Annotated in this window: 17 protein-coding genes and 1 riboswitch; of the genes, 12 read left to right on the top strand and 5 right to left on the bottom strand. The window is 38.6% G+C overall.

Going from position 1 to position 15799, the window contains the following annotated elements; genetic code table 11:
* Window positions 1-156: 156 nt before the first annotated feature.
* Window positions 157-1965, top strand: coding sequence for an excinuclease ABC subunit UvrC (gene uvrC / locus FFM59_RS07575; protein ID WP_137602436.1), 1809 nt, complete (start codon window positions 157-159; stop codon window positions 1963-1965).
* Between the two features lie 106 nt (window positions 1966-2071).
* Window positions 2072-3373 (top strand): GTPase ObgE, encoded by a 1302-nt coding sequence (obgE, locus tag FFM59_RS07570; RefSeq protein ID WP_137602435.1) that lies wholly within the window; start codon window positions 2072-2074, stop codon window positions 3371-3373.
* Between the two features lie 20 nt (window positions 3374-3393).
* Here obgE and FFM59_RS07565 read toward each other — a convergent pair whose 3' ends face one another.
* The gene (locus FFM59_RS07565) at window positions 3394-3672 is read right to left on the bottom strand and encodes a hypothetical protein (protein WP_137602434.1); all 279 of its coding nucleotides are present in this window, start codon (window positions 3670-3672) and stop codon (window positions 3394-3396) included.
* A 107-nt stretch (window positions 3673-3779) separates the two neighbouring features.
* Between FFM59_RS07565 and rnz the strand changes: the two genes are divergently transcribed.
* The 4 genes from rnz (at window position 3780) to FFM59_RS07545 (ending at window position 8605) form a co-directional block, all read left to right on the top strand.
* Window positions 3780-4709 (top strand): ribonuclease Z, encoded by a 930-nt coding sequence (gene rnz, locus FFM59_RS07560; RefSeq protein WP_137602433.1) that lies wholly within the window; start codon window positions 3780-3782, stop codon window positions 4707-4709.
* Window positions 4710-4731: 22 nt separating this feature from the next.
* Window positions 4732-5553: an SDR family NAD(P)-dependent oxidoreductase gene (locus tag FFM59_RS07555; RefSeq protein WP_137602432.1), complete on the top strand. Its 822-nt coding sequence runs from the start codon at window positions 4732-4734 to the stop codon at window positions 5551-5553.
* Between the two features lie 192 nt (window positions 5554-5745).
* Window positions 5746-8064 carry a single-stranded-DNA-specific exonuclease RecJ gene (gene recJ / locus FFM59_RS07550; RefSeq protein ID WP_137602431.1) on the top strand — a complete coding sequence of 773 codons (2319 nt, stop codon included), beginning with the start codon at window positions 5746-5748 and terminating at the stop codon, window positions 8062-8064.
* A 13-nt stretch (window positions 8065-8077) separates the two neighbouring features.
* Entirely contained in the window at window positions 8078-8605 is a 528-nt protein-coding gene (locus FFM59_RS07545) for an adenine phosphoribosyltransferase (protein WP_137602430.1), read from the top strand.
* A 53-nt stretch (window positions 8606-8658) separates the two neighbouring features.
* Here FFM59_RS07545 and FFM59_RS07540 read toward each other — a convergent pair whose 3' ends face one another.
* Window positions 8659-9105 carry a nucleoside 2-deoxyribosyltransferase gene (locus tag FFM59_RS07540; RefSeq protein ID WP_137602429.1) on the bottom strand — a complete coding sequence of 149 codons (447 nt, stop codon included), beginning with the start codon at window positions 9103-9105 and terminating at the stop codon, window positions 8659-8661.
* A 98-nt stretch (window positions 9106-9203) separates the two neighbouring features.
* Here FFM59_RS07540 and FFM59_RS07535 point away from each other — a divergent pair, with 98 nt between their 5' ends.
* Window positions 9204-9845 carry a DUF308 domain-containing protein gene (locus FFM59_RS07535; RefSeq protein ID WP_137602428.1) on the top strand — a complete coding sequence of 214 codons (642 nt, stop codon included), beginning with the start codon at window positions 9204-9206 and terminating at the stop codon, window positions 9843-9845.
* Window positions 9846-9940: 95 nt separating this feature from the next.
* Here FFM59_RS07535 and cytX read toward each other — a convergent pair whose 3' ends face one another.
* Both cytX and FFM59_RS07525 read right to left on the bottom strand, forming a co-directional pair.
* On the bottom strand, window positions 9941-11116 hold the full coding sequence (gene cytX / locus FFM59_RS07530; protein ID WP_137602427.1) for a putative hydroxymethylpyrimidine transporter CytX: 1176 nt from the start codon (window positions 11114-11116) through the stop codon (window positions 9941-9943).
* A gap of 36 nt (window positions 11117-11152) precedes the next feature.
* Complete coding sequence (locus tag FFM59_RS07525) at window positions 11153-11734, bottom strand: LOG family protein (protein ID WP_307722425.1); 582 nt, start codon at window positions 11732-11734, stop codon at window positions 11153-11155.
* Window positions 11735-11823: 89 nt separating this feature from the next.
* On the opposite strand from FFM59_RS07525, the gene FFM59_RS07520 reads away from it, so the two are divergent.
* The 4 genes from FFM59_RS07520 to FFM59_RS07505 all read left to right on the top strand — a co-directional run bounded on the left by FFM59_RS07520 (window position 11824) and on the right by FFM59_RS07505 (window position 13887).
* Window positions 11824-12177: an iron chaperone gene (locus FFM59_RS07520; RefSeq protein ID WP_137602426.1), complete on the top strand. Its 354-nt coding sequence runs from the start codon at window positions 11824-11826 to the stop codon at window positions 12175-12177.
* 175 nt (window positions 12178-12352) lie between these two features.
* A riboswitch (PreQ1 riboswitch) is annotated at window positions 12353-12399 on the top strand.
* A 6-nt stretch (window positions 12400-12405) separates the two neighbouring features.
* The gene (locus FFM59_RS07515) at window positions 12406-12897 is read left to right on the top strand and encodes a QueT transporter family protein (protein ID WP_137602425.1); all 492 of its coding nucleotides are present in this window, start codon (window positions 12406-12408) and stop codon (window positions 12895-12897) included.
* 16 nt (window positions 12898-12913) lie between these two features.
* Window positions 12914-13138, top strand: a complete 225-nt coding sequence (locus tag FFM59_RS07510; protein WP_137602424.1) for a DUF2829 domain-containing protein — start codon at window positions 12914-12916, stop codon at window positions 13136-13138.
* Window positions 13139-13140: 2 nt separating this feature from the next.
* Window positions 13141-13887 carry a 3-oxoacyl-ACP reductase gene (locus tag FFM59_RS07505; protein WP_137602423.1) on the top strand — a complete coding sequence of 249 codons (747 nt, stop codon included), beginning with the start codon at window positions 13141-13143 and terminating at the stop codon, window positions 13885-13887.
* A 4-nt stretch (window positions 13888-13891) separates the two neighbouring features.
* Here the strand turns inward: FFM59_RS07505 and FFM59_RS07500 are convergent, their stop codons facing one another.
* Complete coding sequence (locus FFM59_RS07500) at window positions 13892-14677, bottom strand: ion transporter (RefSeq protein WP_137602422.1); 786 nt, start codon at window positions 14675-14677, stop codon at window positions 13892-13894.
* An 87-nt stretch (window positions 14678-14764) separates the two neighbouring features.
* Here FFM59_RS07500 and FFM59_RS07495 point away from each other — a divergent pair, with 87 nt between their 5' ends.
* Complete coding sequence (locus FFM59_RS07495; RefSeq protein WP_137602421.1) at window positions 14765-15649, top strand: LysR family transcriptional regulator; 885 nt, start codon at window positions 14765-14767, stop codon at window positions 15647-15649.
* Window positions 15650-15799: the final 150 nt, after the last annotated feature.

Genomic DNA, 15799 nt, shown 5'->3' with positions numbered 1-15799 from the left:
AATCTTGAGGGCAGTTTTATTTCTTGATATGGTTACGAGGAATGGAGCGTAGCGACATCCTCAGAGAGTTTTTTGTCGAAATAAAGTTCATTTTTTTGCCAAAAGTACTTTAATAGCCTATAATTTAACAAGTTATCTGAAACGGAGGTCGAGCCTATGGCCAGTGAATATTTAGAACATAAATTAGCATTGTTACCAGCAGAACCTGGGTGTTACATGATGAAAAATGTAAACAGCCAGATTATTTATGTTGGAAAAGCAAAAAATTTACGTAATCGAGTGCGTTCATACTTTAAAAGTGCCCATGAAGGTAAAACTGCACGATTAGTCAGCGAGATTGCTGACTTTGAAACTATCGTGACCTCGACTAATAAAGAATCATTTTTATTAGAAATTACGTTAATTCAAAAACATCAACCTTATTACAATATCCGCTTAAAGCGTGGCACGGGTTATCCTTACATTAAAATCACCAAAGAACGGGACCCACAAATCAAAATTACCGGTGAAGTTAAAAAAGATGGTGCCTATTATTTCGGACCATATCCAAATGTTTATGCGGCCGAAGAGACGATTCATTTCATTCAAAAAGTGTATCCATTAAGACGCTGTAATGGTTATCAAGGACGTCCTTGCTTGTACTATCATATGGGTCAATGTTTGGGTGCATGTTTTCAAGAGGTCCCCGTTGAAAAGTATGATTCACAAATCAAACGGATTAAGTCATTTTTAAGTGGGAATACTACCAAGGTCAAACAAAAATTAAACGCGGAAATGAAACAAGCTGCCGAAACGATGGAATATGAACGCGCTGGTGACTTACGCGATCAATTGCACTATATTGATGTGACCGTTGAAAAGCAAAAAATCATTTCTAACGATAAAACGCCACGAGATTTATTTAATTTCTATATGGATAAAGGTTGGTTATCGATTCAGGTCTTCTTTATTCGACAAACCCGTTTAATGAAACGTGAAAAACGATTATTTCCAATCATTGATACGGCTGAAGAAGAAATGACGACGTTTATCATGCAGTTTTATAATCGAAAGAACAATGTGTTACCTAAAGAAATTTTGGTACCAAAAGGGATTCAAGCGGACGAAATTAGCGAAATTTTAGGCGTACCGGTTCGAACGCCGCAACGTGGTGAAAAACGAGAATTGCTCGAACTGGCCGAGAAAAATGCTCGGCTTGTACTGGAAGAAAAATTCCGATTGTTGGAATTAGACGAACGAAAGTCAGTAGGAGCAATGCAAGAGATTGCAGATGCTTTAGGATTACCATTAGGTCATAAAATTGAAGCGTTTGATCACTCTCACATTCAGGGCTCAGATTTAGTTTCAGCATTGGTCGTCTTTACGGATGGCCATCCAAATAAAAATCTATACCGAAAGTATAAGTTGGAAACGGTCGATCATGCGGATGAAGCTGCCAGCACAAGAGAAGTCATTCGTCGGCGCTATACCCGCTTATTGAAAGAACATGAAGCTATGCCAGATATGATTTTTATGGATGGTGGAGAGATTCAGATGAATGCGGCTAAGGATGTGCTTGAAAATGAGCTTGGACTTGAAATTCCGGTCGTGGGAATGGTTAAAAATGATCATCATAAAACGGCAGATTTATTGTTTGGTGATAATGATGAACATATTAATTTGGACCCTAAAAGTCAGGGATTTTATTTAGTGCAACGAATTCAAGACGAGGTGCATCGCTTTGCAATTACGTTCCATCGTAAAGTGCATAATAAGCATTCACTCAGTTCACGACTGGATGAAATCGCTGGAGTTGGACCACGCACAAGAAATAAATTGTTAAAAGAAATGGGATCAATTAGTAAAATTGCGGCAGCGTCAATTGATGAACTGCGGGCGTTAGGCATTCCACAAAACACCGCCCAACTAATTAAGGTCTCTTTACAAAAAAATGCAGAAGTGGCCAAGGGCAGTAGTCATGATTAGGTGAAGACTACGCAAGCCAGTTAGTTAACGTTGCTGACATACTTTGACTATCACTTGAAAATCACCTATACTAGTAGCTTATGATAAATTTGAACGGAGAAAATAAATGTTTGTAGATCAAATAAAAATTGAAGTACGGGCCGGTAAGGGTGGCGATGGAATGGTTGCATTTCGTCGCGAAAAGTACGTCCCAAACGGTGGCCCAGCCGGTGGCGATGGTGGACGTGGGGGCAGTATTGTCCTGCGGGTCGATGAAGGGTTAAGAACCTTAATGGACTTCCGATATCATCATATTTTTAAAGCCACGGATGGTGGTAAAGGTATGATTAAGCAAATGACTGGTCGTAGTGCCGAAGATACAGTGATCTCTGTACCTCAAGGAACTACGGTGCGAAACACGGCTACTGGTATCATCATGGGCGATTTAGTCGATGAAGGCGATGAATTAGTCGTTGCTGCTGGTGGTCGTGGTGGTCGTGGTAATATTCGCTTTGCCAGTCCTAAAAATCCAGCGCCAGAAATTGCTGAAAATGGTGAACCTGGAGAAAAGTTAGAAATAGAACTTGAATTGAAAATGCTGGCTGATGTTGGGTTGGTTGGTTTTCCATCAGTTGGCAAATCAACATTTCTGTCAGTGGTCACGGGTGCAAAGCCTAAGATTGCGGAATATGAATTTACCACGTTGGTTCCAAACCTGGGGATGGTTAAAATAGATGACGGTCGTGACTTTGCCATGGCTGACTTGCCTGGATTAATTGCTGGCGCTTCAAAGGGTGTTGGACTTGGTTTACAATTCCTACGTCACATAGAACGTACGCGAGTAATTTTGCACATGGTTGATATGAGTAATGAAGATGAAGGCCAGGCGATTACACGTTTTAAAGCAATTAATGCTGAATTAGCTAGTTATGATCCCGAATTGTTGAAACGTCCACAAATTGTGGTAGCCACAAAAATGGACTTACCTAACTCAGCTGATAATTTGGCAATCTTTAAGCAACAATTGGCAGCAGATGATTCGCTTGAAGTCAAACCTGTCCTGTTCCCAATTTCTGCGATTACCCATCAAGGAGTCGCTGAATTGTTACAAGCAACGGCTAAGTTATTAGATGAAACTCCATCCTTCTTGATGAAAGATGATGCAGATGAAACAGTTTCTGAGCTCTACAAATTTGAAGAAGATGAAGCACCATTTGAAATCAATCAGGATGAATATGGTGTCTGGATTTTGACTGGTAATAAGATAGAACGCTTATTTGACATGACTGATTTAGATCATGAAGAAAGCGCAATGCGGTTTGCTCGTCAACTGCGTTCAATGGGTGTTGACGAAGCATTACGTTCGGCCGGGGCAGAAACTGGCGACACCGTTCAAATTCGGAAATTTACTTTTGATTTCGTAGAATAATCTGTGTACTTAGTATCGAATTAGCCTAATAAAATATTATTGTGGTCTAATCGATATCCAAATAAACGGGTATCTGTGTCTTGATAGTAAAAATGTTCGTCTGGATTTAATTGTGAAACCCGCGCTTGAAATTGATTCAAGGTGAGTGGTTTCAATTTGAGATTTGTAATCAAAATAATTTGGCCCGTTGGACCTAAATTTAATTCACTAATTGGATGGCTTTGGTGATTTATTTCGACATAAATAATGTGCGAACCGGATAGGTCGGCTGTTGATGTGTTGAAGTCAATTAATCGCATAAGTTCCTCCAGTTAGTGTTTTTGATTGCATAAACTATGCTAAAATTATTATAGTGATGTATTCGTAATAGCACAATAAAATGTGTATAGAAAGTAGTCAATAAATTATGCAAATTGAATTTTTAGGTACCGGTGCCGGGTCTCCCAGCAAGCAACGAAATGTGACTAGCATAGCTTTACGCTTACTAGAAGAAAGAAACTCGGTGTGGTTATTTGACGTTGGTGAAGCCACACAACATCAAATTTTAAATACCACAATTCGTCCACGAAAAATAGAAAAAATCTTTATTACTCATCTGCATGGTGATCATATTTTTGGTTTACAAGGGCTGTTGAGTTCACGTTCGTTTCAAGGTGGGGATGAACCACTCACTATTTATGGACCAACGGGGATTCAAAAATATGTGAAAACTAGTTTATCCATTAGTGAATCAAAACTAAGTTATCCATTAAACTTTGTGGAAATTTCAGATCCGGGCATTGTTTTTGAAGATGATACATTCAAAGTTGAGTGTGATCATTTAGACCATAAGATTGAATGTTTTGGATATCGAATCACTGAAAAAGACCATCCAGGTGAATTGTTAGTCGATAAATTACGGGCGGCTGGCATTCCTTCAGGCCCATTGTATGGCCAATTAAAAGCGGGTAAAACTGTAAAATTACCAGATGGCCAAATTCTAGATGGAAATGACTTTATAGGACGCCCACAAAAGGGTAGAATTGTAACTATATTAGGTGACTCTCGAAAGACAGAAGCCAGTGTTGTTCTAGGCAAAGATGCGGATGTTTTAGTGCATGAAAGTACGTATGGGAAAGGTGAGTCTAAACTTGCCAGAAATCATTACCATGCAACTAGTGTGCAAGCCGCAGAAGAAGCGAAAAAAGCTGGGGCACACAAGTTGTTATTGACTCATATTTCTGCAAGATATATTGGCAAGGATGCGTATGAATTAGCTTATCAAGTTCGAGACATTTTTGCAGATACCCGTGTTGTTAATGATTTTGATATTTTTGAAATTCCATTTAAAGGATAAATTCTAATAGAGGTGACGAATCATGTTAACGTTATATCAGCTAAAAGCATTGCGTTCCTTGAAAAATAAAATCGTATTAATTACTGGTGGTTCAAGTGGTATTGGTGAATCAACCGCCTATGAGGCAGCTAAACGTGGTGCAATTGTCGTCGTAGTGGCTCGTAATTTACGTAAGTTGGAATATGTTTCTAGAAAATGTTTAATTTTATCTGGTCGTCCTGCGTTTGCCTTCAATGCAGATTTAACGGATCCAGATCAAATTGATGATGTGTTAGCTCGAATCAAACGTGAAGTCGGTAGTGTTGATATTTTGGTCAATGCCGCTGGCTTTGGTGATATGTCACCGATAATTGAAGAGTCCAGAAAACGAATGCAAAAAATGGTGCAGTTGAATCTATTGGCCTTGATGTATTTAAGCCGACAAGCAGCACGACAAATGTTGAGTCAAGGATTTGGCGCGATTGTTAACATTGGTTCAATTGCAGGCAAAATTCCAACTCCGAATAGTAGTGTTTATTCGGCAACTAAAGCAGGTGTAATCAGTTTTAGTAATATTCTCCGGATGGAAGTTGCTGATTACGGTATCCAAGTCCTGACTGTTAATCCTGGCCCAGTGGAAACTAAGTTTTTCGACAAAGCTGATTCTTCTGGTGGCTACCTTAGCCATTTGCCAAGTGGCATGGTGTTAGACTCAACCACAATTGCCAAACGGATTTGGGGTAGCATTGGTTATCCAGTTCGTGAAATTAATATTCCATGGTACTTTAACTTTGCTATTTGGGGATATCATATTGTACCTGGTCTTGGTGATTGGGCAATTAAAAAGTTCTTTGACTATAAATAAGTAGAGCTGAGTGAATCGGGAACAATTGAGTACTAGCAAAGGATATGAAATGGCTCAAGGAGCCATAAGTATTCAAGCTAGACGGAGATTGTTGATTCAGGAAGCCGATAAAAAAGTAGAGCTGAGTGAATCGGAAACAATCGGAGTTTCAATCGAAGCTCCAATACATAAATAAGAATGGTGGGAAATTTAGTGTTAGAATCGCAATTTAATTGGAAATTACCTGAGGTTTCTGAACCGGATGTGGCAAAGAAACTGCAAGACCAGTTTAAACTCACACCCACCATTAGTAATATCTTAGTAAATCGAGGATATACCTCAAGTGAAACAGTTGAAAAATTTTTAAATCCGCAAATTGATGACATCTATTTACCAGATGCATTGCATGATATTGATAAAGCAGTTGAACGAATTCGTCAATCAATTGAAAATGGTGACAAAATTACCATTTATGGTGATTATGATGCTGACGGGATTACGAGTACTTCAGTTATGTATGAGGCTTTGATGACCGTTGGAGCAAACGTAAGTTACTATGTTCCAAATCGTTTTACTGATGGTTACGGTCCCAATGTGGATTCGTTTGGCCGATTAATCGATAGTGGCACTCAGTTATTTGTCACGGTTGATAATGGAGTTTCAGGAAACGAGGCAATTCGGTTTGCCAATGAACATGGTGTTGACGTAGTTGTCACAGATCATCATGAGCTACCTGAAATATTACCTGACGCGTTTGCAATTGTTCATCCACGTTTTCCTGGCACTGATTATCCATTTGGCGATTTATCTGGCGTTGGAGTGGCTTTTAAAGTTGCTTGGGCTTTGCTTGAAGAATTTCCGAGTGAATTACTAGATCTCGTTGCGATTGGTGAAATTGCTGATTTAGTCTCAGTAACGGATGAAAATCGTATCTTAATTACGTATGGTCTCAAACAACTACAACAGGGAATGCGTCCCGGTCTTCATGAGTTGGTTAAATTAGCCGGCGTGAATGAACAAAATTTAAATGAAACCAATATTGGTTTTGCAATTGCGCCAAGACTGAATGCATTAGGACGAATGGATGATGCTAACTTAGGCGTAGAGTTACTCACAACCTTAGATGATGAGCGAGCTGTTGAATTAGCAGCAATGGTTGATCAATTGAATCAACAGCGGCAAAAAGTTGTTGCTGATATTACTAAAGAAGCACTTGAAATGGCTACGGCAGATTATAATCTTGATAACCAAACCTTGGTGATTGCAGGTCAAGGATGGCACGAAGGTGTTCTTGGTATCGTGGCCAGCCGAATTGTAGAAAGTACCAACAAGCCAACTTTAGTGCTCAATATCGATGAAGAAACTAACATTGCTAAAGGTTCTGGAAGAAGCATTGAAGGTTTTGATTTATTTTCAAGTATTAATGTCGTTCGTGATATTACAACCTCGTTTGGTGGTCATCAAATGGCGGTCGGAATTTCACTTAAAGATACCGAGCTAGATAATTTACAGGTTGCCTTAGAAAAAGCAGCCGATGAAGCTAATTTAGCTGGCCAACCAAAACGGGTTTTGAAGGTAGCAGCAAGTGTTACCCCAGATGATTTAAATTTGGAATCGTTTTCTCAAATTGAACAGCTAGCCCCATTTGGCACGAATAATCAACGTCCAGTGGTCATGCTAGAAGACACTGCTATTGACAATGCTAAATCGATGGGCAAAACAAATGCCCATTTGAAATTTGAAATGGTCGGTGACAACAGCAAGGTAAACGCAGTGGCATTTAATCGTGGTGATTTAGTTGATCAAATCACGGCCAGCAAGGATAAAATATCTATTGCGGGCACGTTAGATGAAAATGAATGGCGCGGCAACAAAAGTGTTCAATTGATGGTCAAGGATTTATTAGTGAGTGGGACTCAAGTCATTGATCAACGAACTAATCATCTATCGGAAGAATTGTTTGAATTCTCTGGTCAGTATTTATTTTTTAATCATGATTTAGCTGCGCAACTAACAAATTATATTGATGCTAAATCAATCATTTTTGCGGATGAAATTACTAGTGAAATTCAAATTGAAACTTTGACGATTGTTGATTGCCCGGTCAATATTGCGGATATGAAACATGTATTGGAAATCACCAATGCACCATCAATTATTCGAGTGCTGTTTTATGAAAAGCATAGCGTGTACCTCAGTGGCATGCCAACCCGAGAAGAGTTCGGCAAACTGTTCAAATTTGTGCAATCGCATCAAAATGTAAACTTGAAAGCACAGTTGAAATTACTTAGTGATTATTTAAAAATCAATCAAGATAAGTTAATTTTCATGATACAGGTGTTTTCTGAAGCCGATTTTGTTAAAATAGAAGATGGTTTGCTCAATCGGGTTGATAACCCACAAACTGTTGCGCTCGAAGAAACAAATCGATTTAAGCAACGACAAATCCAAATGGAAACTGAACGTGAATTAATATATAGTGACTCGACAGATTTAAGAAAATTAATCATTTCAGCTGTCCAAAAGCACTAAGGGAGAATATGAAATGGCATTAGATTTAAAAGACTACATCGCAAGTATTCCAGATTATCCGGAACCAGGGATTATCTTTCGAGATATCTCACCATTAATGGCAAGTGGTGAAGCTTATCAACAAGCCACCAATGCAATTGCAAAATTTGCACGGGACAAGCAAGTTGAAATGATTGTTGGACCCGAAGCACGAGGGTTTATCGTCGGCTGCCCAGTTGCCTATGAATTGGGTATTGGGTTTGCGCCAGCTCGTAAAAAGGGGAAATTACCTCGTGAAACGGTCAGCGCAACTTATGCTTTGGAATATGGCACGGCCGAATTGCAACTTCAAAAGGATGCCATCAAACCAGGTCAACGTGTATTAGTCACGGATGATTTGCTTGCGACTGGTGGAACAATTTCAGCTACAATTAAAATGGTTGAAGAACTTGGTGGAATTGTCGTAGGAACTGCTTTTATTATTGAGTTGACTGATTTAAAGGGTCGAGAAAAAATTAAAGACTACGATATGTTAGCTTTGCTAGAATATAGCGGCGAATAATTTATTGAAAACTAAAAAAGCATTTGCGGTTGCAAATGCTTTTATCGAATAAATTAGAATGATTTACCAGTGAATTTGTTGGCAGGTAGTTCATCGAAGTTGTAGGTTTTAAGTTCTTCGATTGATTTGGTGTAATAATGTCCAGCTTGGCTAACCATTAAGTTCAGGTTTTCGTCTAATTCTTGTAATAAGATGAGTGGTTTGTTGGCATGATAGGCATAGCCAATTTCAAATGCGGTTCCACTATCAACATTTTCATGGATGAAATCTGTAACGGCGACAATGACATCGGCACGGTCAATTTCTTCCACATCATGGTTGAAAACACCTTTGGCCCATTGTGGAGAGCCATCATTAATTTTATCATCATTCTCGTCAGATAGTCTTGGACTAAAAAATTGATTCACCGTTGGATTTTCACGTAGAGCACTTTCAACTTTCGATACTCGATCAATTTGTTCATCACTAAAAAATGGACCTGCAAGGTAAATATTTTTCATAAGGACGCTCCTTTAAAATAAGATAATTCTATTGTAGCGAAATCAAGAGCAGTACACAATTAGGAGTTTAATAAAAAAATATCTAGGGGGATTTAAAAATGATTTTATTTGTAATAATTGGTGGATTGATGTTAATTATGAGTATTTTTTATCTAGTTAATTCAATTCAACAATATGGTACTTGGATGTGGGCAACGTTTATGACTGTTTTAAGCATTGTAATTGTTGGCGTTGGTGTTTGGGGGATGTGGCCAAAATGGACCGGTCAAGAACAAACAGCTGGTTCTGCAGCAAAATCAGCAGCTAGTTCTGCTGCCAAAAGTCAAAATACCTCTTCAAATAGTTCTGCTGCAGCTTCAATTGCAGCAACTGGAAAAGCTGGTTTAACCGGCCAAACTTCCGAACAAACTGCAGCCACTGCCCAAAAAAATGTGTTAACCCAATTAAAAAAGAATTTTAAATCATTTGGTTCAGTGACATATGATGAAGATAGCAAAACCTATTTTATTACACCAACAGATGATAATACTGTTAAAAGCTTAAATTATATCGTTCAAGATCCTACACAGGCAGATGCTGCTGGTTGGAGTACTTTAACAGGCAGCATTGTAAAAATATCTAAGCAATTGAAATCAGCCATGGGTGCAGGATATTCTTTGACGGTTACCAAACCGGCAAGTACTGAGCCGATGTTTACCGCTAAGGATGGAAAGACCACTTATGATATTGCTAATCAATAATCACTAGGCTAAAAAATGGCCAAAATAAATAAGGATTCAGAAAGTAAAATTTACTTTTCTGAATCCTTATTTAGTTGGTGATGTAAAACAAACTTTTAATCTCGGCTCTTTTTGACTAACAAACTAGTTAGGTAATAACCTAAGCACATAATGATTAAAAGTGGTAAGGTGGTTCCCAGAATTAAATCTAATTTTTGAACATATGAATACAACATGAAACCGATAATCCACCAAACAAAACTGATCCAAATTGGTAATTTTCTTTTGACTAAGAAGAAGGTAGCAAAGATAATCGCAAATAGTGGGGCGAACACCGCACCAATCGTGTACAAGAAATTTTGATAATAAGTCATTGAAATGAAGATGGCAATTAGTAAACCAATCAAGGTAATAATGATTGCAGTTAGATTAGTTTTGAAGTTAGGAAAAATATTTTTAATGTTAGTAGCCGCAGAATAAGCGTCCATGAAAGTTGTCGTGACCGTCGAGAAAACAATGATGAGCAACGCTAAGATACCTAAATTCGAGTGTGCTAGCACCGTGGCAAAGTCAGATTCACCGGTGACAATGACTGTGACCAAGCCGATTATAAACATAATACAACTACCAATAAAATAACCAGCCGAACTGACAAAACTGTCTAGGAACGGGCTTTTAGATTGTTGGGTGTAATCACCAATTAGTGGTAACCAGGAAAGTGCCATGGTGACATTTAGTTCGATAGCACTCCCAAAAGTCATCGATGCGGATGAGGGTGTAGCAACTAGCTGACCGGCGTCAAAGATTGCCCAAATTATTAGTAAGGATCCGAGAGCTAATAAAATAACGACGATATTGTTAATTCTAAATAGCCAATCATGATTGAATAACAACCAAATAATAATTAAGGCGGCGATGACAATTGAGACAAGTGCGACGGAATGGAAACCAAATAGATGCTTGGTAATGCCATTTACAGAAAGTTGTGCATTGACTATCATGACCGCAGTCCAGCCTAGTAACTGGAGTGCATTTAAAAATGAAAATACCAGGATACCAATTTTACCAAAGGCAATATCTGCGACCTGAATAGCAGATTTACTTTGTTTTGCAGAGATGTAAGCGGCAGGTAGCAGAAAAATAAAGCAGCCAATTAAGTGACCAATGATAATTGCAGTTAATCCAAGCCCAATTCCTAATGGTGCTATCATTGTACCCGTGACAATTTCAGCAATTGAAATGGCTGCACCCAGCCACAATAAAAATAATCCTCTTGATTTAGTTTGTTCCAATGAAACGTCCTCCAAAAATAATAGTATTACTTAGTTTTAATCCCGTTGATACGTTCGAACAGCTGGTGGGGTATAACTGACCATAAAAGCATAAATTTCGTCCAATGAATCTGAGAAAAATAGTTTGTTGCGGTCTGTTTCTGCCAAAAAGCCGTTGATTGTCATCTCATCAAACATGTTTATTAGTGAATCGTAATAGTGATTCACGTTCAGAAAAGTAACAGGAGTTGAATTATCGCCAATCACTGCCCAAGAAAAGGCTTCAGAAGCTTCCTCTAGCGTTCCGGGACCACCGGGTAAAGTTATGCATCCATCAGCAGATTCAAGCATACGGGCCTTTCTAATGGACATATTATCGACAATTTCAAGTTCAGTTAATCCTTTATAGGCAGCTTCGCGTTTAAACAACTCTTCAGGCATAATTCCATGCACCGAACCGCCAGCGTCTAAGGTGGCTTGGGCTAAAATACCCATTAAGCCAACTCCACCGCCGCCATATACCAAACCGATACCTTGATCAGCCAGCCATTGCCCAACTTGCATAGTAGTTTCTTTAAATTTAAGATTATTTCCTTCAGATGCGCCACAATAAATGGCAATATTATTAATAGTGTTCATAATTCACGACCAATCAAATGTATTTGTTAATGTGTTCAGTGTATAATAACCATGAATAGATAATCAAGATAGATGAGTGGAGAATTTATATGAAAAAATATGAAACAATCGATGAATACCTTGACGACTTACCTGAAATGGAAAAAGGAGTATCACAAATCATGCGTGAGTTATTTCAAGATGCAGCACCAGATGGCACTGAAACTATTTCATACAATATGCCAGCCATCAAAATAGATGGTAAAGTCATTGCTTATTTTGCACCGGCCAAAGGGCACTTGGGCTTTTATCCAACTGCAGAGCCTATCGAACATTTTAAAAATGAATTGACTAATTTTGAGACCACTAAGGGGACTATAAAAATTCCTTATACTTTACCGTTACCAGCGGGGATGATACGAGAAATTATCGAATATAGAGTTAATCAGATTCAAAATAAATAGGAGTGGCTGGGAAAAAACTAATTCCAGACTATAAATAAATACATTAATAATCCATGAAAAGATGATAATCATATGAAAAATTAATGTGAATTATTGTCAATATTTATTGAACTCTGTTATTTAAGCCGAATTCTTGCTATACTATCTACGGTACTTTTGTACTTACGATGAAAAATCGTTGGTGGTTCGTAACCATCCCACCATATAAAAAACTAGGGGGAATTAAATATGGAAAAGGCTCAAAGTAAGTCGACAGAGATTGCTAAAATTGGCATTGTCGCAGCTTTGTATGTAGCGGTGACAATGTGCATAGCACCGTTAAGTTATGGAGCAGTTCAATTGAGATTGGCTGAAGGGTTTAATCATCTAACAGTTTTTAATAAACGCTATATTGCGGCACTCACCGTCGGTTGTGCGATTGCTAACATTACCTCGCCACTAGGCATCGTGGATGTAATCTTTGGGGCGTTAGGTACTTTAGTGATGACTTCGATTAGTTATTGGATTGCTAAGCATATCCAAAATCCAATTTATAAAATGACTGTCAGCACAGTTGTCTGCACGATCTTTTCATGGAGCGTTGCGCTTGAATTAAATATTGTTAGTCACTTACCATTTTGGCCAACATATTTAACGGTTGCGTCTGGAGAACTCATTTCATTGTTGGTCGGAATGGTTATTTTTACCGCACTATCCAGACGGATAGATTTAAGTAAATAATTAATGAGGAATAAATATGACATTTGAAGAAATACTACCCCAAATAAAAGCTGGTCAAAAAGTAATTCGTGACAGTTGGACTGGGTCAGAACTATATATTTATGAAGTTCAACAACCATTAGAAAATGGTGAAGCAGTAGATCCATATTTTTTAATTAAAACCAAAGAAACACCTAGCTTATCAATGTTCCAACCAACAGTTTGCGATATTTTAGCGAGTGATTGGAAAGTAGTTGAATAAATATGTTTGAAGATTTGAAAGGTAAAAAAGCGATTGTCACCGGAGCGGGATCTGGCATTGGCTTAGCGCAAGTTAAGGCTTTGCTTAGTCAAGGTGCGATGGTTTGTGCAATTGACATCGACATCACCCCAGAACTTTTACAATTAAAGTCTGAGTTAGTGTCAATAATCAAAGCGGACTTATCGGTTGAAACTGAAGTTAAGCGTGCCGCAACAGATGAATTAGCTAGATTAGCTGGTTGCGATTTGTTATTGAATACTGCGGGGATTTTGGACAATTATGTCACTACGTTGGAAACAACTAGTGAACTATGGGACAAAATTATGAATACTAATTTAAAATCGCAATTTTTAATGGTGAATCAGATTCTGCCAGTGATGCTGCAACAAACCCATGGGGTTATTTTAAACATGACATCAATTGCTGGCATGGTGGCAGGTGGTGGCGGTGCTGCGTATACCGCGTCGAAACACGCTATTATTGGCTACACCAAGCAACTTGATTATGATTTTGCGGCACAGGGAATTCGGGCTAATTGTATTGCTCCGGGTGCGATAGACACCCCAATGAATGCTGCTGATTTTGCTGGTGACGGGGCGATGGCAAAGCAAGTAGCTGCTGAAACACCTGCCAAACGTTGGGCGCAACCAGAAGAAGTTGCCAACCTTAGTTTATATTTGCTGAGTAATGTATCTGATTATGTTCATGGAACCGTGGTGCCAATCGATGGAGGTTGGACCGCAAAATAAAATGCTAATCGTCTTTGTGATTAGCATTTTTTTGTGCATCTAAATGTTGATTTAATTTAGTTAATTCTTGCTTAATTTCGGAGTTTTCTTTACGGATGGTTTCTAATTCGGTCATCAGTTCATCCATGTCTTTTTGATCAGTTTCTTCGGCAAAATAACTGGTAATAGAACTCGTTAGCACCCCAATAAAACCAATCCCTAATGACATCAGTAAAATTGCGGCCAGCCGACCAACACCGGTATGAGGTGAGATATCACCATAGCCGACGGTGGTCACAGTTACGATGGCCCACCACAGAGAGTCTACGAGGGATGCATTTTCAGCCACCGCATACAAAACGGCTGCGAAGAACACAATTGCTAGTGATGAATAGAAAATATAAATTAGTCCATGAGCATTAAAAAATTTGCTAAAGTTTTTTTGCATCTTACCGGTTAGTCCAATTACTCGTAATAGTCTCAGTAATTTCATCGCTCTGAGAATGTGTGTCACACGCATGACTCGACTGAGTCGGAAGAGTGAGAAGAAGGCATCAAAAGGAATAATGGCTAATAAATCAAAAATATTTTCCCGAAAGAATTTACGTTTATTGGTAGCTAAAAATAGGCGGACGAAGTAATCAATGGCAAATAAAATCAAGATGCCCCAGTCAATCCATGAATATGGAGCCTGTTTTATATCTAAATTATCTGTATAATCTAAAAGAACAAGGGCGATTGAAATCATTGCCAATAGGACAATCACAACGTGGTACATTTGAATGGTATATCGCTTTAGCTTGTCATTCATGCAATTATCCTCCCGCTAGTATTTATCTATATTGTAGAATATTATTAAGTCAGCGTACAGAAATAGTATCAAGAAAGTTTGGAAGAAATGGAAATTCGAGTGTTGAGATATTTTTGGACAATTGCAGAAGAAAATTATGTGTCCAAAGCAGCAGAACAATTACATATCACACAACCGACTTTGAGCCATCAGCTTCGAGAACTTGAAACGGAGCTGGGGACAGAGTTATTTACCCGTGAAAAGAATCGGTTAAAATTAACCGAAGCCGGTTTATTTTTAAAAAGTAGAGCCGAAGAAATCTTATCGCTAACACAACGTACTGAGCAAGAATTTGAAGATCAAAAGAAACTACTATTTAGCGGAAATATTTCTGTTGGTTGCGTCGAGGCAGATAATTCAGACACGCTATCAATGATGCTTGAAGAGTTTGTGGCCGACTATCCTGAAGTGACTTTCAATATTTATACGGCTACTGGGGATGATATTACCGATCGACTGGATAAAGGGCTCATTGATTTGGCGATTTTATTAGCGCCTGTCGATACAGCCAAATATAATAAAATTGTCTTACCACGAGTAGAACGTTGGGGATTGCTCGTGTCAAACACATCATTTTTAGCAGAAGAAAAAGTGATTACACCGGATAATATTTTGGGGGCACCACTGATAGTTTCTGCTCGTCCTGCCGTTCAAGCGATGTTAACTTCTTGGGTGGGTGAAAAATCAGATCAATTAAACGTAGTGGGCAATATGAATTTATTGTTTAATACGATTCCATTAGTTGAACGGCAAGTTGGATCTGCGTTAACGATTGAAGGAGCAACAACGGGTCGAATTGGTGATGAAAATAAATTTATCCCGTTTGAACCAGCAGTGACTACAAATTGCGTGATGGTTTGGCGTAAAGACCGAGTAATTGCACCAGCTGCAAATGAATTTCTTAAGCAGTCAAAGCATGCTTTTAAGGCATAACAATTAAAAATATAAGCATTATACACATGAATCATTAGGCAGTATCATAACTCTTGTAAGTTATGGTGCTGCTTTTTTGAGTGCGCCCGGCATGGGCGCCAACTAGGTGGTGAAAGTCCACTGTGGGCCGTAGTAGTCGGAACCACTAGC

The organism is Paucilactobacillus nenjiangensis, from assembly GCF_005405445.1.
Lineage (GTDB): Bacteria > Bacillota > Bacilli > Lactobacillales > Lactobacillaceae > Paucilactobacillus > Paucilactobacillus nenjiangensis.
This window is presented reverse-complemented; position numbering and strand designations above follow the sequence as displayed.